We start from the raw sequence: 19,539 nt of genomic DNA on the forward strand, positions 1-19,539 counted from the left end.
CGGATCGACCGGAAACCGTCTCAGTTGTCGAGGAAGCTGCGCAGCTTGCGCGACCGGCTCGGGTGCTTGAGCTTGCGCAGCGCCTTCGCCTCGATCTGGCGGATGCGCTCGCGGGTCACCGAGAATTGCTGGCCGACCTCCTCCAGGGTGTGGTCGGTGTTCATGCCGATGCCGAAGCGCATGCGCAGCACGCGCTCCTCGCGGGGCGTGAGCGAGGCCAGCACCCGCGTCGTCGTCTCGCGCAGGTTCGACTGGATCGCCGCATCGATCGGCAGGACGACGTTCTTGTCCTCGATGAAATCGCCGAGATGCGAATCCTCCTCGTCACCAATCGGCGTCTCGAGGGAGATCGGCTCCTTGGCGATCTTGAGGACCTTGCGCACCTTCTCCAGCGGCATGGCCAGCTTCTCGGCCAGCTCCTCCGGCGTCGGCTCGCGGCCGATCTCGTGCAGCATCTGGCGCGAGGTCCGGACGATCTTGTTGATCGTCTCGATCATGTGCACCGGGATGCGAATCGTGCGGGCCTGGTCGGCGATCGAGCGGGTGATCGCCTGCCGGATCCACCACGTGGCGTAGGTCGAGAACTTGTAGCCGCGCCGGTACTCGAACTTGTCCACTGCCTTCATCAGGCCGATATTGCCCTCCTGGATCAGGTCCAGGAATTGCAGGCCGCGATTCGTGTATTTCTTGGCGATCGAGATCACGAGCCGCAGGTTCGCCTCGATCATCTCCTTCTTGGCCTGCCGGGCTTCACGCTCGCCCTTCTGGACCATGTGGACGATCTTCCGATACTCCTGGATCTCCAGGCCGGTCTCGGAGGCGAGGGACATGATCTGCTCGCGTAAGCTCTGGATCCCGTCGGCCCCGCGCTCGACGAAGTTCTTCCAGCCCTTGCCGCCGAGCTTGCCCACGCGCTCGACCCAGTGCGGATCGAGCTCGTAGCCCTGGTAGTGGCGCAGGAACTCGTCGCGGGCCACGCCGTGGCTCTCGGCGAGCCGCATCAGGCGGCCCTCCTGCGAGATCAGCCGCTTGTTGATGTCGTAGAGCTGCTCGACCAGCGCCTCGATGCGGTTGGCGTTGAGCGAGAGCGACTTCACGTCGGCGACGATCCGGCTCTTGAGCTCGGAATATTGCCGGCCCTGGGCTTCGCTGGCGCCGCCGCCCTGCAGGCGGGTCTCGGCCTGCTCGGCCTGGACGTTGCGCAGCTTGCGGTAGTTCTCGGCGATGGCGTCGAAGGTCTCGAGCACCCGCGGCTTCAGTTCGGCCTCCATGGCCGAAAGCGAGACGTTGTTCTCGAGGTCGTCCTCGTCCCCCTCGCCCTCCGGCGGCGGCACCTCGCCCTCGGGCGCCTCGCCCTCGCCCTCCTCCTCGCCCTCGGCCGGCCCGCCGCGGCCGTCCGGCCCTGCATAGGTCGCCTCGAGGTCGATGATGTCGCGCAGCAGCACCCGGCCGTCGACGAGCTCGTCGCGCCAGATGATGATGGCCTGGAAGGTCAGCGGGCTCTCGCAGAGCCCCGCGATCATCGCCTCGCGCCCGGCCTCGATGCGCTTGGCGATGGCGATCTCGCCCTCGCGGGAGAGGAGCTCCACCGAGCCCATCTCGCGCAGATACATGCGCACGGGGTCGTCCGTGCGGTCGGTGGGCTCCTTGGTGGTCTCGGTGCGCAGGACGGCCGGCCGGTTCTGGGCGACCTCGGCGACCTCGGTCCCCTCGCTCACCTCCTCGTCCTCGGCACCGCCCTCGCCGGCACCCTCGGCCTGGTTGTCGTCGGCCTCCTCGGCCTCGACCACGTTCACCCCGAGTTCGGAGAGCTGGCCCAGCACGTCCTCGATCTGCTCGGAGGTGAATTCCTCCTGCGGCAGCACCTCGTTCAGCTCGTCGTAGGTGACGTAGCCGCGCTTCTTGGCGAGCTTGATCATCCGCTTGACGGAGGCATCCGTCAGGTCGAGGAGCGGTCCGTCGGTCTGCTGCTCGGGGGCCGCTTCGGTCTCTTCTCGTTCCGTTGCCTTCGTCGCCATGATCAGCCTATGGTTCCGGTGCCGGCCCGCCCGAACGGGACAGGAGGCCCGCCTCGTCGGCACCGTGATGTACAGACGGGCAGCGGAGCCACCGGCCCAGCCGCCCTCGGATCTCGTTCCAATTGTGCAAGCAAGACGCTTGACTTATTGTTAACTATCCCGGTTCGAACCCCGAAGTCACGCCTGGCGCGTCAGAGGGACGCGACGCCGTCGGCCTCCTGGTCCGCATCGGCCTCGGCGGCGGCCACAAAGGCCAAGCGATCCAACACGTCGCGAAGCCACGCGAAATTCGCCTCCGTCTCCTCCTCGGCGAGGGCGCGTTCGGCTGCCCGAAGCTCGCTATGTAGAGAGCCCGCCTTGCGGTGCAAGATCACGGCCTGCCGCAGCGCGTCTTCCAGACGCACGGGATCGGCATGCGGGTCAAGGGCCCAGCGGTCGCCCGGCCGCACATGCGCGGCGATTCGCCCGGCCGCTGCGGCAAGCCCCACCCGCTCGAGCCTCGCGTTGACGGCCTCCGCGTCCCCGATCCCACCCTCGGCCGCATGGTCGATCAGCGCCTGGCGCAGGGCGCGCGCATCCACGCTCGCGAGGTCGAGTTCCGCGAGGTCCTCCACCTCCCCGGCGAGGAGTTCGGGATGGACGAGGAGCATGCCGATGATGAGCGCCTCGCGCGGCGAGGTGCCGCCCGCGAACAGCGACGACCGGGCGAGCAGGGGGCTCGCCCGCGCGGTGAGCCGCGGCGAGGCGGCGCGGTCCGTAAGGCGCGCGCGCGGCACGAAGGGAGCCGCCTCGCGCCGTGCGCGCGCTGCGGGGCTTGGTCCGAGGCTGCGCAGCCGCGCCTCGATCTCGTCGCGGTAGAAGCGCCGCAGGGTCTCGTCGCGGATCTGGCCGACCAGCTCGCGCAGGCGCTGGGCGAGGCCGGCGCGGCGCTCCGGCGTGTCGACGGGCGTCATCTCGGTCTCGCGCGACCACAGCACCTCCACGAGCGGGCGGGCGGCCTCCAGCACGCGATCGAGCGCCGCGGCGCCGCCGGAGCGCAGCAGGTCGTCCGGATCCTGGCCCTCCGGCAGCAGCGCGAAGCGCAGGGACTTGCCCGGAGCGAGCCCGGGAAGGGCCACGTCGAGGGCCCGGTAGGCGGCCCGGCGCCCCGCCCCGTCGCCATCGAAGCACAGGATCGGCTCGTCGGCCATCCGCCACAGGAGGGCGAGCTGGTCCTCCGTGAGCGCGGTGCCGAGCGGCGCCACCGTTTCCGGGTGCCCGCCCATCGTCATGGCGATCACGTCGACATAGCCCTCGACGGCGATCACCCGGCTTGTGTCGTGCGCGGCGCGCCGGGCGGCGTGGTGGTTGTAGAGCACCGAGCCCTTGTGGAAGAGCGGCGTCTCCGGGGAGTTGAGGTATTTGGGCTTGGCGTCCGGCGCGAGCCCCCGCCCCCCGAAGGCGATCACCCGCCCGCGCAGGTCGCGGATCGGGAAGATCACCCGGTCGCGGAAGCGGTCGTAGGGCACCGCGATGTCCTCGCCCCCGACGAGGAGGCCGAGCTCGATCATCAGGTCGGCGGGCACGTCCCGGGCGGCGAGATGGTCGCGCAGCGCGAAGCGCTCGCCGGGCGCATAGCCGAGGCGGAAGTCGCGCTGCACCGCTTCCCCCAGGCCCCGCCGCGCGAGATAGTCGCGCGCCCGCCCGCCCGGTCGCCCGGCGAGCTGGCTCTCGAAGAAGGCGGCGGCGAGTTCCATCACCTCGAGGGCGCCGCGGCGGCGCTCCTCGCTGTCGCGGGTCTCGCGGCTCGGCGCCGGCAGCGCCACCCCGGCCTCCGCCGCGAGGCGCTCCACCGCCTCCGGGAAAGAGAGCCCTTCCGTCTCCTGGAGGAAGCGGAACACGTCGCCGTGCTTGCCCGACGAGAAGCAGTGGTAGAACTGCTTCTGGTCGTTCACGTAGAAGGACGGCGTCTTCTCGGCGTTGAAGGGCGACAGCCCGCGCCACTCGCGGCCGGCCTTCTTCAGGCGCACCTTCCGGCCGACCACGTCGGACAGGGGCAGCCGGGCGCGGATCTCTTCCAGCAGGTGAGGCGGGTAGCGCAAGCGAGGGGTCCGGCGAGAGGCGGGCCGTTCTTATAGCAAAGACGGTGCGCCGGAGTCCTTCCCGAGTCCTTAACGCTCGCGCGGGCCTTAAGCGGGCCGGCCGATCGAGCAGGTTGCGGATGTCCCGGCGGCCGGCCTGCCCGCGGGTTGCGGCGATTTCTCGCTAAATTGCCGGAATAAAAGGGAGAATTTTCGGTTAACGGCCCTTAAACCCGCCTCATTTAGCGTCTCTGTCGGGGCCCGTTCGAGTCGGGGCCGGCTTCGTCCGGCGCCGCGGCTCCTGTGTCATGAGGGTACAGGCAGATGGCGAAGGGACGCGGCGGCCGGGTCGAGCCGAAGTTCGACGCGCCGGAGGGGCGCCCGGATCCGGCCTCCCTCGACCTGCGCCTGACGCGCGGCGACCGGGCGGGAGCGGCCATGGCACGATCGAAGACAGGACGAGGCGGAAAATCCGCCGCGCGCGGCCCGGCACCCCGGCGGCGGCGCTCGCTGCTCGGGCGCCTCGTCTACGGCCTGGTGATCCTCGGCGTCTGGGGCGTCGTCGCGCTCGCGGGCCTCGTGGCCTATCACGCCTCGCAGCTGCCCCCGATCGACCAGCTCGCGGTGCCCAAGCGCCCGCCGAACATCGCCATCCTGGCGAGCGACGGATCGCTGCTGGCCAATCGCGGCGAGACGGGCGGCCGCACGGTCTCGATCAAGGAACTGCCGCCCTACCTGCCGCGCGCCTTCGTGGCGATCGAGGACCGGCGCTTCTACGGCCATCTCGGGATCGATCCGGTCGGCATCACCCGGGCGATCTTCCGCAACCTGACCTCGCGCGGCGTGGCGCAGGGCGGCTCCACCCTGACCCAGCAGCTCGCCAAGAACCTCTTCCTCACCCAGGAGCGCACCGCCTCCCGCAAGATCCAGGAGGCGATCCTGGCGCTCTGGCTGGAGCACAAATACACGAAGGACGAGATCCTCGAACTCTATCTCAACCGGGTCTATTTCGGGGCGGGTGCCTACGGCGTCGAGGCGGCGGCGCAGCGCTACTTCGCCAAGCCCGCGAAGGAGGTGACGCTGGCGGAAGCCGCCATGCTGGGCGGCCTCGTCCAGGCGCCCTCGCGGCTCGCGCCCAACCGCAACCTGCCGGCCGCCCAGGCGCGCGCCGCGCAGGTGCTGGCGGCCATGCAGGAACTCGGCTTCGCCAAGCCCCAGGAGGTCAAGCTCGCCCTCGACAAGCCGGCCAGGCCCAACCGCGCGGCGGGCGGCGGCTCGGCCAACTACGTGGCCGATCTCGTGATGGATGTGCTCGACGATTATGTCGGCACGATCGAGAGCGACGTCACGGTCTCGACCACGGTCGATCCGGTTCTGCAGGCGGCGGCCGAGAAGGCCCTCGTCGACGAGCTCAACCAGAAGGGCGCCCGCTACAACGTCGCGCAGGGTGCGGTCGTCGCCATGCGGCCGGACGGAGCGATTCGCGCTCTCGTCGGCGGGCGCGACTACGCGCAGAGCCAGTTCAACCGCGCCACCACGGCGAAGCGGCAGCCGGGCTCCGCCTTCAAGCCCTTCGTCTATCTGGCGGCGGTCGAGCGGGGCCTCACCCCCGACACGGTGCGGGAGGATTCGCCGGTCAGCATCAAGGGCTGGAGCCCGGAGAACTACAGCCGCAGCTATGCGGGCCCGGTGACCCTGCGCGACGCCCTCGCCCATTCCCTCAACACGGTGGCGGTGAAGCTCGGGATGGAGGTCGGCCCCAAGGCGGTGGTGCAGACGGCGCAGCGCCTCGGCATCACCTCGCCGCTCCAGGCCAATGCTTCGATCGCGCTCGGCACCTCGGAGGTGACCCCCCTCGAACTCGTCGGCGCCTATGCGGCCTTCGCCAATGGCGGCACCGGCGTCATCCCGTACGTGATCGCCAGCGTGAAGACCACGAACGGCAAGATTGTCTACAAGCGCAGCCCGACCGGGCTCGGCCGCGTGATCGACCCGAACGCGGTCGGCATGATGAACGCGATGCTGCACGAGGTCTTCGTGAGCGGCACCGCCCGGAAGGGCGACATCCCGGGCATGGATCTCGCCGGCAAGACCGGCACCAGCCAGGATTTCCGTGACGCGTGGTTCGTCGGCTACTCGACCAGCCTGGTTGCGGGCGTGTGGCTCGGCAACGACGATGGCGAGCCGACGAAGCGCGTGAGTGGCGGCAACCTGCCGGTCGAGGTCTGGAACCGCTTCATGACCACGGCCCTGCGCAACGACAAGGTTGCGGCCCTGCCCGGCGCGGCCCGCTGGCGGCGCGGCGCCGGCACGGTGGCCTCGGCCGCGCCCGAGCAGGGGATCGGCGGCCTGATCGGTGAGCTGTTCGGCGAGCCGCAGGCCCCGCCGCGCCCGGTGCCTCAGCCGCGCGGCGGCCCGAGCCGCGAGGACCGCAACTTCCTCGAGCGGCTGTTCGGCATCGGAGACTAGCTGCCCTGTTCCATGAGGTTCCGGCCCGGGAAAACAAGCAAAACTGATTGCCGAATTATCCCGGGTGAGGTTCTCATAAGACTTTAATACAGTGACATAAAAGGCACGCTGAGTATCGGCGCACGTCCGATCATGCATCGACTGGTGTTTGTTGTGCAACCCGGCGCGGGTCGGGATTGCGGGAGAACGGCCGAGTTCGTTATCCGGACCTCAAGGGATCCTGTCGCGACGGGACACCCCGTCGGTGGCGGGGCACAAGGCGAGGGGCGGAGGGAACGATGATGGGATTGCGTCGCGGACTTCTGGTCACGACGATCCTGGTGCCGTGCGGGGCCGTGGGGCTGGCCGGTCGCGCCGCCGCGCAGGGCGATACCATCGCCCTCGAGCAGATCGATGTCGTTCCGGTGACCCCGGTCGGCGGAGCCGGCGGTGCGGCCCGCGCCGAGACCGGCGCCGCCGGCGGCGCGCTGCCGCTCTCCAAGGTGCCGTTCACGGCCGAGACCGTCACCGCGCGCCAGTTCGAGCAGGACCGCGCCACCCTCGACCCCACCTTCACGCTGGCCCGCACCACCCCCGGCGTCAGCCTCTCGGACGGCCAGGGCAACAGCTTCCGCCAGACCCTCACCTATCGCGGCTTCGACGCCTCCCCGCTCCAGGGCGCGCCCCAGGGGCTGGCCGTCTACCAGAACGGCACCCGCATCAACGAGGCCTTCGGCGACGTCGTGAACTGGGACCTGATCCCCCAGGTCGCCATCAACCGCATCGACCTCGTCACCGGCAACCCGATCTTCGGCCTCAACGCGCTCGGCGGCGCGGTCAACATCGCGATGAAGAACGGCTTCACCTGGCAGGGCCAGGAAGTCTCGGTGATGGGCGGCTCGGACGGCCGCATCCTCGGCACCCTGCAATACGGCGAGGTGGTCGGGCCCTGGAGCTTCTACTTCGCCGGCGAGGGCCTCAAGGACGACGGCTGGCGCTTCAGGTCGCCCTCCGAGATCGGCCGCGTCTATGCCGATATCGGCCATCGCACGCCCGATTCCGAGTTCCACCTCATCGCCTCGGGCGCCAAGACCTTCTTCGGGGCCACCTCCGCCGCGCCGGTCGATCTCCAGCGCCTCACCGAGCGGGCGATTTTCACCAACCCGCAGACCATCGACACCGAGGCCGGCCAGATCCAGGTCACCGGCAAGGTGAACCTCTCCCCGACCTGGGACCTCGCGGGCAACGCCTATGTGCGCCGCTTCAGCCAGTTCGTGGTCGACGGCAACGACGGCAACTTCGAGAATTGCAGCACGCGCTCCTCTTTCCGCGGCTTTCTCTGTTTCGAGGACGACGGGTTCTCGCCCGCCCCCGGCCAGACCCAGGCGCAGTTCCGCAACCAGTTCCTGATCCTGGGGCCGAACGGCCAGCCGATCCCCTTCCGGGCAGGCATCCCGTACGGCACCCACGATACGGTCCGCACCGAGGCGACCGGCTACGGCGGCACGCTGCAGGCGACGAACCGCGACCGGGTGTTCGATCACGCCAACACCTTCATCCTCGGCGGCAGCATCGATGCGGCCTCCTACACCTTCAAGTCGGCGAGCACGCTCGGGGTGATCAACCCGGACCTGAGCGTCACCACCGACCCGAACAACCCGACCTACGGCCTGATCCCCGGGCTCGGCACCGGGCCGATCCGCACCGCCGCGGCGCTCGGCGTCGCGCCGAGCCAGGTGATCGGCTCGAACCTCTACATGGGCCTCTACGCCCTCGACACCTTCGACGTCACCGATCAGCTCTCGCTCACCGCCGGGGCGCGGCTGAACTTCGCGCGCATCTCCACCCAGGACCTGACCGGGTTCTCGCCGGATGTCACCGGCACGCACTTCTTCACCCGCCTCAACCCGGTGGCGGGCCTGACCTACCGGTTCTTCCCCTGGCTGACGCTGTATGGCGGCTACTCGGAATCGAACCGGGCGCCGACGCCGCTCGAACTGGCCTGCGCCAACCCGAACCGGCCCTGCCTGCTGCCGAACTCGCTGGTGGCCGACCCGCCGCTCCAGCAGGTGGAGGCACACACCTACGAGGCGGGGATCCGCGGCACGGTGCCGGACGTCGCCGAGGGGGGCCTGCTCACCTACAAGCTCGGCTTCTTCCGCACGGACCTGACCAACGACATCCTGCAGATCGCGGTGCCCGGCAATGCGGCGCGGGGCTATTTCGTGAACGTGCCGGCGACGCAGCGGCAGGGCATCGAGGTGGCGGCGGAGTATGTGGGCGAGCGTCTGCGGCTTTACGCCAACTACGCGCTGATCGACGCCACCTTCCAGTTCCGCGGCGACCTGTCCTCGCCCAACAACCCGCTGGCCGATGACGGGCTGATCACGGTGCGGCCGGGCAACAAGCTGCCGCTGGTGCCGGAGCACCAGATCAAGGCCGGCTTCGAGTACGCGATCACGCCGCAGTGGAAGTTCGGCCTGAACGTGGCGGCGTTCTCATCGTCGTACTTCCGGGGTGACGAGTCGAACCTGAACCGCAAGCTGCCGGCCTATGCGATCGCCAACCTGAACACGAGCGTGCAGCTGACGAGGAACATGGAGGTGTTCGCGCTGGTGACCAACCTGTTCAACACGCGCGTGCCGAACTTCGGCACCTTCCTGGAGCGGACGGAGCCGGGCGAGCTGTTCGCCAACCGCTACGCACTGAACGACCCGCGCACCACCGCTTTGATCCAGCCGCTCTCGGTCTATGGCGGCATGCGCGTGACCTGGTAGCAGCCTCCGCCCATTGACATCGGGCCGCGCCTTCCCGTCTGGTGACGGTCCGGGACCGCGCGGCCCGGCCGGAACCCGTCACCCGCCATGTTCTCCGAGGCCGTCCCTTCCGCCGCGGCGCGGCCGCGGCTGCGCCTGCCCTCCCTGTGGTCCGGGCGGCCGATGCGGGCGCGCCTGATGGTGGTCGTCGTCCTCATCAATCTCGCGGCGGCGGCCGTCTCCGGGGCGGTGATCATCGTCAAGGCCCGCACGGCGACGCAGGTCGAGACCGCCGCCTCCATGGCCGTTGCCGAGCCGCTCGTGGCCGAGACCCTGCAGATGATGCAGGACGCCCCGGTGCCCGGCCTGTTCCGGGTGCTGACCCTGCGCTTCCAGGCCCTGCGCCACGTGCGGGTGCGCCTGCTCGACGCCACGCAAGCGGTCGTCGGCGAGAAGGCAGGCGGCGGGCACGCAGGCAGGCGCCGCGCGCCCGCGTGGTTCGCGCGCCTGATCGCGCCCCCGGTGCTGAGCCACGAGGTGCCGCTGGTGCTCCAGGGCCGCCGCATCGGCACCGCGATCGTCACCACGGAGCCATCCGACGAGATCGACGAGGTCTGGGGCTACGCGCTGGCGCTCGGCCTCACCGGGACGACCCTGAGCCTCGCCATGCTGGCGACCCTGTTCTTCGCCTTCGGGCGCCTGCTGCGTCCGCTCGAACGGCTCGCCGAGGGGCTGACGCGCCTGGAGCAGCAGGATTACAGCCCGCGCCTGGAGCGCCCGGACACCCGCGAGCTCGCGGTGATTGCCGGCCGCTTCAACCGCCTCGCCGAGGCGCTGGAGGGCGCCCGGGCGGCCAACCGCCAGCTCACCCGTCAGCTCCTCACCGCGCAGGACGACGAGCGGCGCCGCACGGCGCTCGAACTGCACGACGAGTTCGGGCCCTGCCTGTTCGCTCTCGAAGCCAACTCGGCCTCGATCGCCCGCATCGCCGGGACCCTCGACGAGCCGGCCCGCGGCCGGCTGCAGCAGCGCACCGACGACATCGCCGCCATCGTGAAGCGGGTGCAGACCATTAACCGGGCGCTCCTGAGCCGCCTGCGCCCGGCCGGGCTCGGACAGGCGCCGCTCGATGCCTGCCTCGACCTGCTGCTGCGCGACCTCGCCCGGCACAATCCCGGCGTGACGATCGAGAGCGCTTACGAGGGGCTGCGCCGCAGCTACGGCGATCTGGTGGACCTCACCGCCTATCGCTGCGTGCAGGAGGGCGTCACCAACGCGCTTCGCCACGCGCAGGGCCGCCGGATCGCCGTGCGGCTGGAGGAGGATGCTGCTGCGCTGAGGATCCGCATCGCGGATGACGGGGTGGGGCTCGCCCCCGTGGTCGCGACCGGGCGCGGCCTGCCCGGCATGCGCGAGCGCGTCGAGGCGCTCGGCGGCACCCTCACCCTCGATGCGCCCGGCACCGGCACGGTGCTCATGGCCACGATCCCGCTGGAGGCGGCGGCCGACGCTGCGGACCGCCCGGAGGCGGCGCGCGCGTGACCGCGATCCTCGTCGTCGACGACCATCCGATCGTGCTCCAGGGCTGCCGCCGCCTCCTGGAGGAGACCGGCGCCGAGGTCCGGGTCGCCGCGACCCTGGCCGCGGGCTACCGCGCCGTGCTGCGCCACCGGCCCGACCTCGCGGTGATCGATCTCGCCTTCCCGGGCCGCGACCTCGCCGGCCTCGCCCTGCTGCGGCGGATTGCGGCGCGGGGACTGCCCACCCGCATGCTCGTCTTCAGCATGCATGCGGATCCGGCGATCATCGCCCGCGCGCTCGAATGCGGCGCCCTCGGCTACGTGCTCAAGGATGCGCCCGCCGACGACCTGCTCCGGGCCGTCGCGCGCGTGCGAAGCGGCCGCCCCTATCTCGATCCGTCGGTCGCCGCCGAGGTGGCCCTGCTGCGCCAGGATCCGCGCCGCGCGGCCCTGGGACAGATGAGCCCACGGGAGCGCCGCATCCTCGCGCTCCTCGCCCAGGGCCGGACCTATGCGGAGATCGCCCGGGACCTGTCCGTGAGCTACAAGACGGTCACGAATGCCTGCGCGGCCCTGCGTCAGCGCCTCGGCCTCGGCACGCTTACCGAACTCACGCATTTCGCGGTCCAGCACGCGCGCGACCTCGCCTGACTGTGTCATACCAACGGCCCGGGCTGCTGACGTAAGCCAAGTGCTGACGCAGCGGGCCGTTGACCCATCACTCCCGGCTGAGCCGACCCTGGCGGATGAAACCGGCCGCAAGGCGCCCCCGATGGCAGCACCACCGCTCCTCATGCTGCGGTGCAGCCGTAGGCTGCCTCGAAGCACCCCAGACCGGTGCCCCTATCCACCGGAGACTCGGACCAGCGCTCAGGCGTGCTTCGAGGCTGCTACGCAGCACCTCAGCATGAGGAGCGGGGCGGCTTCCACGCAGGTCAGGTTCTATTTAGGCCACCCGCGTGACGGCATCCGCGGGGGCGAGCCACGCCGCTGCCTGCGCGGCCGGGCGCGGATCCCCGATCAGCGGCCCCTGCCCGGTCGGGCAGCCGAGCGCGCGCACGACCCGGGCCACCATGATGCGCGCGACGAGATCGGCCTCCCGGCAGACCGTGGTCAGCCGCGCCGCCACCTCGCGCAGGCAGGCATCCCCGGCGGCGTGGCCGAAGGTGTCGTTGACCGGCTTGAAGCCATCGAGGTCGATGAGGAGCAGCGCGCCGATCCCGGACGGGCCCGCCATCGCCGCGTCGAGGCTCGCGAGCCGGGCCTGGAACAGGCTGCGGTTCGCGAGCCCGGTGAGCATGTCGGTCTCGGCGAGGAAGCGCGTGCGCTCCCACAGCATCCGCTCCGCGGTGATGTCCTGCTTCAGGCCGAAGATGCGCACCCGCGTGCCGTTCTCGCATTCGACATTGCCGGTCAGCCGCATCCAGCGCCGGTTGCCGCGGGCGGTGACGATCTCCGCATCGAGCGTGAAGCTGCCGCGCTCCCGGATAGCCTGCGCGCGCGGCTTCCATCGCGGCGAGCGACGAGGGGGTGTAGTGCCGGACGATCTCCGCCCGGGTGATCGCGCCACCGCGGGGCAGTTCGAACAGGTCGTAGACCGCGTCGGTCCAGCGCAGCTGTTCGGTGGCGAGGTCGCATTGCCACACGCCGATCTTCGCGGCCTCGAAGGCACGGTCGAAGATCCGCTTGCGCTCCGCCAAGCGCTCGGCTTGGTCGCGGGCGAGCGCCGTCTGCGTATCGAGGGTGCGGGCCAGCGCCCAGGTCTCGTCCCGGCAGCGCAGCAGCGCCCCCGCGAGGCGGGCCATGCGGTCGAGCGTGTCCTCGTCCGCGCGCGACAGCACCCGCGGCCGGCAGCCGATGAGCGACAGCGTCGCGATGCCGCCCTCGGCCGGGACGGGCCGGCCGGCATAGAAGGCGCAGGTGCGGGCCTCCCGCCACCAGCGGATCCGCCCGGAAGCGGGCATCGCACCGCGCATCCGCGATGGTGAGCGGCTCGCCCGAACCGGCCACGGACCGCACGAAGCCGCAGGTCGCCAAGGAAGCGGCATGGATCGGAGCGGCATCGATCCGTCCGGCTGCGACCAGCGGTGCCCTGCCGTCCGGCAGGATCAGGAGCGCGACGGGAGCGCGCAAGCTGCTGCGGGCGAGCGCGACGAGGTCGGCCAGGGCCGCATCGGCCGCCCCCGCCGCGGCAGGACGGGGCCCGTCCTGCGCGGGCCGTCGTCATCGCGCGAGGGACCACCATCCATGGACCGGGAGCCAACCGCAGCAGAAGCCACGGTCAGGAATTACCGGCTGCGTCGTTAAGGAGCCGTTGCGCTCACGTCTTGATGTGCTCCGTTGCCCCTCTCTCTTCTGAGGCGGCTGCCCTGGTTGCGGGACGGCCTTGCGGAAGGAAGGCTGCCGCGCAGTCGATCGGCGATCCCGACGTGAATCGGCCGGTCACGGCGTCGCTCGGGGCCTCACAGCCGCCGGAGCGCCACGCTCTCGATCCGGTGGCTCGCGCCCTTGGCCAGGATCAGGCTCGCCCGCTGCCGGGTGGGCACGATGTTCTCGCGCAGATTGGGCAGGTTGATGCGCGACCACAGGCCGTCCGCGATGGCGATCGCCTCGTCCTCCGTCACCTCGGCATATTTGCGGAAATAGGAGCGCGGGTCGCGGAAGGCGGTGAGACGCAGGCGCAGGAAGCGGTTGACGTACCAGCGGTGCAGGTCGTCCTCGTGGGCGTCGAGGTAGACCGAGAAGTCGAAATAGTCGGAGACGAACGGGATCGCGGTGCCGTCGCGGGGAAGCCGCGCGGGCTGGAGGACGTTCAGTCCCTCCACGATGAGGATGTCCGGGCGGTCGACCACGGTGGTCTCGCCCGGGACCACGTCGTAGACGAGGTGCGAGTAGAGCGGGGCCGCCACGTGGCGCTTGCCGGCCTTGATGTCGGCGAGGAAGCGCAGCAGCATCGGCGTGTCGTAGCTCTCCGGGAAGCCCTTGCGCTCCATCAGGCCGAGCCGGCCGAGTTCGGCATTGGGCAGCAGGAAGCCGTCCGTGGTGACGAGATCGACCTTCGGCGTATTGGGCCAGCGGGCGAGGAGCGCCTGGAGCACGCGGGCCGTGGTCGACTTGCCGACCGCGACCGATCCCGCGACGCCGATGATGTAGGGCACCTTCACCTCGCGCTCGGCGAGGAGGAAGCGCTGGGTTGCCTTGAACAGCCCCTGGGTGGCCGCGACGTAGAGCGAGAGCAGCCGCGACAGCGGCAGGTAGATGGCGACGACCTCCTCGAGGGAGATCGGATCGTTGAGGGATTGCAGCCGCAGCACCTCCTCGGCGGTGAGCGTCAGCGGCGTGTCGGCGCGCAGCTGCGCCCATTCCTCCCGGGAGAAGACGCGGTAGGGCGACAGGTGGTCGGTCGCCTGGTCGAGGCTGGCGGCGAGCTCCGCCTGCGGCGGCCGGGTCGACAGCGCCAGCCGCTCGTTCACGGCCGCCTCCGTGCGGCCTTCTCGGCGAGCCCGCTCTGGGTCGTGCGCCGCTCCAGCTCCGCCATCACCTCCTCCAGCGGGATGCCGCCCCCGGCCAGCACCACCAGCAGATGATAGAGCACATCGGCGGCCTCGGACACGAGGCTCGTGCGGTCTCCCTGCACGGCCGCGATCGCCGCTTCGACCGCCTCCTCACCGAGCTTCTTCGCCGGCTTCCCCGGCCCGGCCGCGATGAGCTTCGCCGTGTAGGATTCCTCCGGGGAGGCCGCGGCGCGGCTGCGGACGATCCGGTCTAGGTCGGCAAGGGTGAAGGTGGTCATCGGGGCTGTCGCGTCGGATCCCGGCCCGGAAGCGGCCGGAGATCCGACCCTTGTGCCGGGAGCAAGCGGCGGTCAAGCGGCCTCGCGGAAGCCGGATCAGGGGTCCAGCCGCATGGCGAGGCCCGCCGCCGCCATATGGGCCTTGGCCTGCGCCACCGTCGCCTCGCCGAAATGGAAGATCGAGGCGGCGAGGACTGCACTGGCATGACCCTCCGCGACGCCCGCCACGAGATCGTCGAGGCCGCCGACGCCCCCTGAGGCGATCACCGGCACGCTCACCGCATCGGCGATGGCCCGGGTCAGTCCGAGATCGTAGCCCGAGCGCATCCCGTCCCGGTCCATGGAGGTGACGAGAAGTTCGCCCGCTCCCCGCGCCGTGACGGTCCGGGCGAAGGCCACCGCGTCGATGCCGGTGGCGCGGCGCCCGCCATGGGTGAAGATCTCCCAGCGCGGCGGCTCGCCGGGACCCGAGACGCGCTTGGCGTCGATCGCCACCACGATGCACTGGGCGCCGAATTTTTCCGCGGCCTCGGCCACGAAATCGGGGTTGTTCACCGCCGCCGTGTTGATCGAGACCTTGTCGGCCCCTGCGAGCAGCAGGGCCCGGATGTCCTCGACGGTGCGCACCCCACCCCCGACGGTGAGCGGCATGAAACAGGCTTCCGCCGTGCGCTGAACCACGTCGAGCAGAATGCCGCGGGCCTCGTGGCTCGCCGTGATGTCGAGGAAGCAGAGTTCGTCGGCGCCGGCCCGGTCATAGGCCTTGGCGGCCTCCACCGGATCGCCGGCATCGCGCAGGTCGAGGAACTGGACGCCCTTGACGACGCGGCCGTCCTTGACATCGAGGCAGGGGATGACGCGGGTCTTGAGCACGCTCTCGTCACTCGAAGCGGCAGGGACACGGACTTCGTCGCGTCCCGCGTGAAGGGGGGATTGGGTCGGGCGTGCCGCAACCGTCATCGGAGCGGCTCCCGGCCGGGACTCTATCACGACCCTGAGCGGCGCGCCTCCTCGGCCCGCCGGATCGCCGCGAGAGCCTCCCGCGGGTCGATCCGCCCGTCATAGAGCGCCCGGCCCGTGATGGCGCCGGCGAGGAGCGCGCAGTCGGGCTCGAGGATGCGGTGAACGTCCTCGATCGAGGCGAGGCCGCCGGAGGCGATCACCGGGATGCTCACCGCCTGCGCCAGCGCCAGGGTCATCGGGATGTTGAGACCCTTGAGCACGCCGTCGCGGGCGATGTCGGTGTAGATCAGCGCGGCGACCCCCGCATCCTCGAAGCGGCGACCGAGCTCCTCGGCGGTCACGGTCGAGGTCTTGGCCCAGCCCTCGACGGCGACGCGCCCGTCCTTGGCATCGATGCCGACCGCGATCCGGCCGGGGAAGAGCCGCGCCGCCTCGCGCACGAAGGCCGGGTCGCGCACGGCCGCCGTGCCGATGATGACGCGGCTGACCCCCTTGGCGAGCCAGCCCTCCACGGTACGCATCTCGCGGATGCCGCCGCCGAGCTGCACCGGGATTGTCACCGCAGCCAGGATGGCGTCGACGGCGGCCGCGTTCATCGGGGCGCCCGCGAAGGCCCCGTCGAGGTCGACGACGTGGAGCCAGGAGAAGCCCTGCTCGGCGAAGCTGGCGGCCTGCGCGGCCGGATCGTCGCTGAAGACGATGGCCTGCGCCATGTCGCCCTGAACGAGGCGGACGCAGCGCCCCTCCTTGAGATCGATGGCCGGAAACAGGATCACGCGCGTCACCGCAGGATGGGAGGGAAGCAACGGTCTCGGAGGCCGCTATGAGCGCCCGACCGCCTCTCAAGCTAGGGACGGGCCGGAGGCCCGGACGACAACCGAACTCCACCTCGCCCCAACATATCCTAGAGTCTGCCAGGCGCTTATGGAAGCGCCTGGCAGACTCTAAGCCTTTGATTTTTCGGATGTCCGGACGGAGAAAAGGTGTCCGCTTCTCCTGGACATCCTCTAAGGCCGCCAGCGCAGGAAGTTGGCGATCAGCGCGAGGCCGAGCCGCTGGCTCTTCTCGGGGTGGAACTGCGTGCCCGCGACGTTCCCGCGGGAGACGATGGCCGTGACCGGGCCGCCGTAATCGCTCGTCGCCACTACGTCGCCGCGGTCCGCCGCCGCGAGCGCATAGCTGTGCACGAAATAGGCGTGCAGGCCGCCCTCCCCGGTCGGAATGCCGTCGAGGAGCGGTGTCGCCCGGAGCGCCTGGAGGGTGTTCCAGCCCATATGCGGCACCTTGAGGCCGGGATCGGCAGGCGTGATCGGGGCGACGTCGCCCGGGATCCAGCCGAGGCCGGCCGTGGTCTCGTATTCGAGCCCGCGGGAGGCGAGGAGCTGCATGCCGACGCAGATGCCGAGGAACGGCCGGCCCCGCGCCTGCGCGACTTCCGTCATGGCCGCCACGAGGCCCGGCACGGCATCGAGGCCGCGACGGCAATCCGCGAAGGCGCCGACGCCCGGCAGCACCACGCGGTCGGCAGCGGCCACGGCCTCCGGATCCGAGGTCACGACGATGCGCGTGCCGTCGAGGCCCGCCTCCCGCGCCGCCCGCTCGAAGGCCTTGGCGGCTGAGTGCAGGTTGCCCGATCCGTAATCGATGATGGCGACGGTCCCGGCGCTCACCGGATCTCCTCCTTGAGGCTCTCGGGCCGTCACCGGTGCCTGTCCGCCTCGGGGAAGAGGCCGAGGGCGGGGCTGCCGGTCTTGGCGTAGGGCGGCATGCGCGGCGGGCTCGCCAGGGCAGGCGCGGCGTGACGGTCGAGCCAGCGGCCGACGAGCTTCACCTCCGCCTCCTTGGCGTCCGAGGCCGTGACCGCGTCGCGCAAGGGCTGCCCGCGGCGCTCGTAGGTCCAGCGGCGCAGGGACGAGGCTTCGAGGCCGATGAGCAGCGACAGCAGCAGCATGACGACGAAGCCCGCCCACGCCGACAGGTTGAGGGCGAGGCTGCCGAGCCAGGCCGCCACCTCGGCGGCGAGGACGATGAGCCCCGCGAGCCAGAGCCGATGCCAGAAGAACCACAGGGCCGTGAACCAGAAGGCCGGCCAGATGAAGCGGTCGGCCACGAGCTTGGCGCGATCGAGAGCGTCCGGCGCACCGGGATCGACCTCGTCCGGCAGGTGCAGCGTGTAGGTCGGCATCATGATGTCCCCGGCCCTTCTTACGCCTCGCGGCGCGGATGCCCTAGAGCCGTGGCCGTTTCTGTTGAAACGGGCACGGCTGCAAGCTCTTGATGTGACGCGCTCCCTTACGCCGAACTGGTATCCACTTCGGCGGGGAGCGCTCTAGAGCGAGCCCTTGGTCGACGGCACCCGGTCGCCCTCGCGCGGGTCGACGGCGACCGCCTGGCGTAGGGCGCGCGCCAGCCCCTTGTAGCAGCTCTCGGCGATGTGGTGCTGATTCTCGCCGTAGAGCGTCTCGACGTGGAGCGTGATCCCCGCATTCATGGCAAAGGCCTGGAACCACTCGCGCACGAGCTCGGTGTCGAACTGCCCGATCTTCTCGCGGGCGAAGTCCGTGCGGAAGACCAGGAACGGCCGCCCCGAGATGTCGACCGCGACCCGGGTCAGCGTCTCGTCCATCGGCAGGTGCAGGTCGGCGTAGCGGCGGATGCCGCGCTTCGACCCGAGCGCCTGCGCAAAGGCTTGGCCGAGCGCGATGCCCGTATCCTCGGTGGTGTGGTGCTGGTCGACATGCAGGTCGCCCGTCACCTTGACGTCGAGGTCGAAGAGCGCGTGGCGGGCGAGAAGGTCCAGCATGTGGTCGAGGAACCCGACGCCGGTGGCGATCGAGGCCCGGCCGCTGCCGTCGAGGTCGATCGCGACGCTGACGTCGGTCTCGGCCGTCCGCCGGCTGACCCGGCCGGTCCGGGAGGAAGTGTCGGTCATCGCAGGATCGGAATGAGAGCCGGCTGCCTTTTAACCGGGCCGCCGGGGGAAAGGCCAGAGGGGGGATGCTATTGCGCTGGAGCGCTCCCCGCCGAAGTGGACACCGATTCGGTGCAAGGGAGCGCGTCACATCACGGCTCTAGGACGCGGCCCGCCACGGCGTCGAGCTTGGCGATGAGGGCCGGGTCGCGGTGCTCGGGCGGCGTGATGATGGCGCCGTCGAGCGCCCGATCGGAGCGCACTGGGCAGGGTTCGTGCTCCTCGGGGAAGTCGCGGGCGAGGCGGCTCACCAGCCGGGCGGCCTTGGCGGCGTTCGCCCGCGCCACGGCGATCACGGCCGAGACCTCGACGGCGTCGTGATCTGGATGCCAGCAGTCGAAATCCGTCACCATGGCGATGGTCGCATAGGTGATCTCGGCCTCGCGGGCGAGCTTGGCCTCGGGCATGTTGGTCATGCCGATCACGTCGTAGCCGAGGCTCTTGTAGGTGAGCGACTCGGCGTAGCTGGAGAATTGCGGCCCCTCCATGCAGACATAGGTGCCGTTCTGGCGCACCGCGATCTCCTCCGCCTCCGCCGCCGCGAGAAGGCGGGCCTGGAGGGCGGGGCCGACCGGATGGGCCATCGAGACATGGGCCACGCAGCCGTCGCCGAAGAAGGACGAGGCCCGGCCGAAGGTGCGATCCACGAACTGGTCCACCAGCACGAACAGGCCCGGATAGAGCTCCTGCCGGAAGGAGCCGCAGGCGGAGAGCGAGACGAGATCGGTGACGCCCGCCCGCTTCATGACGTCGATATTGGCCCGGTAGTTGATGCCGGAGGGCGACAGGCGATGGCCGCGGCCGTGGCGGGCCAGGAACACCACCGGGGTGGCGCCGATCCGCCCGATGCGCAGTGCATCGGAGGGCTCGCCCCAGGGCGAAGCGATGCGCTCCTCGCGCACGTTCTCCAGGCCGGGCAGATCATAGACGCCCGATCCGCCGATCACCCCGAGCACCGCCTTGGCCATCCCGTCCTCCTGCCCATCGCCCATACCAACGGCCCAGGCTGC

At 70.5% G+C, this 19,539-nt stretch carries 15 protein-coding genes; 4 read left to right on the forward strand and 11 right to left on the reverse strand.

The features are described from left to right. Positions 1 to 20: 20 nt before the first annotated feature. On the reverse strand, positions 21 to 2,018 hold the full coding sequence (rpoD, locus tag MNOD_RS35575) for an RNA polymerase sigma factor RpoD (RefSeq protein WP_015933811.1): 1,998 nt from the start codon (positions 2,016 to 2,018) through the stop codon (positions 21 to 23). 191 nt (positions 2,019 to 2,209) lie between these two features. Beyond that, a complete protein-coding gene (gene dnaG / locus MNOD_RS35580; protein ID WP_015933812.1) occupies positions 2,210 to 4,099 on the reverse strand; it encodes a DNA primase in 1,890 nt (629 codons plus the stop codon). A gap of 303 nt (positions 4,100 to 4,402) precedes the next feature. Between dnaG and MNOD_RS35585 the strand changes: the two genes are divergently transcribed. The 4 genes from MNOD_RS35585 (at position 4,403) to MNOD_RS35600 (ending at position 11,453) form a co-directional block, all read left to right on the forward strand. After that, the gene (locus MNOD_RS35585; protein WP_015933813.1) at positions 4,403 to 6,547 is read left to right on the forward strand and encodes a transglycosylase domain-containing protein; all 2,145 of its coding nucleotides are present in this window, start codon (positions 4,403 to 4,405) and stop codon (positions 6,545 to 6,547) included. 278 nt (positions 6,548 to 6,825) lie between these two features. Then, a complete protein-coding gene (locus MNOD_RS35590) occupies positions 6,826 to 9,303 on the forward strand; it encodes a TonB-dependent receptor (RefSeq protein ID WP_015933814.1) in 2,478 nt (825 codons plus the stop codon). Positions 9,304 to 9,390: 87 nt separating this feature from the next. After that, positions 9,391 to 10,824, forward strand: a complete 1,434-nt coding sequence (locus MNOD_RS35595; protein WP_015933815.1) for an ATP-binding protein — start codon at positions 9,391 to 9,393, stop codon at positions 10,822 to 10,824. Continuing rightward, positions 10,821 to 11,453 carry a response regulator transcription factor gene (locus MNOD_RS35600; protein WP_015933816.1) on the forward strand — a complete coding sequence of 211 codons (633 nt, stop codon included), beginning with the start codon at positions 10,821 to 10,823 and terminating at the stop codon, positions 11,451 to 11,453. Before MNOD_RS35595 ends, MNOD_RS35600 begins: the two co-directional genes overlap by 4 nt. A 295-nt stretch (positions 11,454 to 11,748) precedes the next feature. Here the strand turns inward: MNOD_RS35600 and MNOD_RS50190 are convergent, their stop codons facing one another. The 9 genes from MNOD_RS50190 to MNOD_RS35645 form a co-directional block, all read right to left on the reverse strand. Beyond that, on the reverse strand, positions 11,749 to 12,372 hold the full coding sequence (locus MNOD_RS50190; protein ID WP_280113440.1) for a diguanylate cyclase domain-containing protein: 624 nt from the start codon (positions 12,370 to 12,372) through the stop codon (positions 11,749 to 11,751). 892 nt (positions 12,373 to 13,264) lie between these two features. Beyond that, on the reverse strand, positions 13,265 to 14,263 hold the full coding sequence (coaA, locus tag MNOD_RS35610) for a type I pantothenate kinase (RefSeq protein WP_425277523.1): 999 nt from the start codon (positions 14,261 to 14,263) through the stop codon (positions 13,265 to 13,267). A gap of 8 nt (positions 14,264 to 14,271) precedes the next feature. Continuing rightward, positions 14,272 to 14,595 (reverse strand): phosphoribosyl-ATP diphosphatase, encoded by a 324-nt coding sequence (locus MNOD_RS35615; RefSeq protein WP_015933818.1) that lies wholly within the window; start codon positions 14,593 to 14,595, stop codon positions 14,272 to 14,274. A 96-nt stretch (positions 14,596 to 14,691) separates the two neighbouring features. After that, complete coding sequence (hisF, locus tag MNOD_RS35620) at positions 14,692 to 15,468, reverse strand: imidazole glycerol phosphate synthase subunit HisF (RefSeq protein WP_015933819.1); 777 nt, start codon at positions 15,466 to 15,468, stop codon at positions 14,692 to 14,694. Positions 15,469 to 15,581: 113 nt separating this feature from the next. Then, entirely contained in the window at positions 15,582 to 16,343 is a 762-nt protein-coding gene (gene hisA / locus MNOD_RS35625; RefSeq protein WP_015933820.1) for a 1-(5-phosphoribosyl)-5-[(5-phosphoribosylamino)methylideneamino]imidazole-4-carboxamide isomerase, read from the reverse strand. Between the two features lie 222 nt (positions 16,344 to 16,565). Next, positions 16,566 to 17,228, reverse strand: coding sequence for an imidazole glycerol phosphate synthase subunit HisH (gene hisH / locus MNOD_RS35630; RefSeq protein WP_015933821.1), 663 nt, complete (start codon positions 17,226 to 17,228; stop codon positions 16,566 to 16,568). Positions 17,229 to 17,257: 29 nt separating this feature from the next. Next, positions 17,258 to 17,743 (reverse strand): DUF2628 domain-containing protein, encoded by a 486-nt coding sequence (locus MNOD_RS35635; protein WP_015933822.1) that lies wholly within the window; start codon positions 17,741 to 17,743, stop codon positions 17,258 to 17,260. Positions 17,744 to 17,887: 144 nt separating this feature from the next. After that, entirely contained in the window at positions 17,888 to 18,490 is a 603-nt protein-coding gene (gene hisB, locus MNOD_RS35640) for an imidazoleglycerol-phosphate dehydratase HisB (protein WP_015933823.1), read from the reverse strand. A 131-nt stretch (positions 18,491 to 18,621) separates the two neighbouring features. After that, positions 18,622 to 19,497 carry an S-methyl-5'-thioadenosine phosphorylase gene (locus MNOD_RS35645; RefSeq protein WP_015933824.1) on the reverse strand — a complete coding sequence of 292 codons (876 nt, stop codon included), beginning with the start codon at positions 19,495 to 19,497 and terminating at the stop codon, positions 18,622 to 18,624. Positions 19,498 to 19,539: the final 42 nt, after the last annotated feature.

Origin of the sequence: Methylobacterium nodulans ORS 2060 (genome assembly GCF_000022085.1) — a bacterium.
Classification (GTDB): domain Bacteria; phylum Pseudomonadota; class Alphaproteobacteria; order Rhizobiales; family Beijerinckiaceae; genus Methylobacterium; species Methylobacterium nodulans.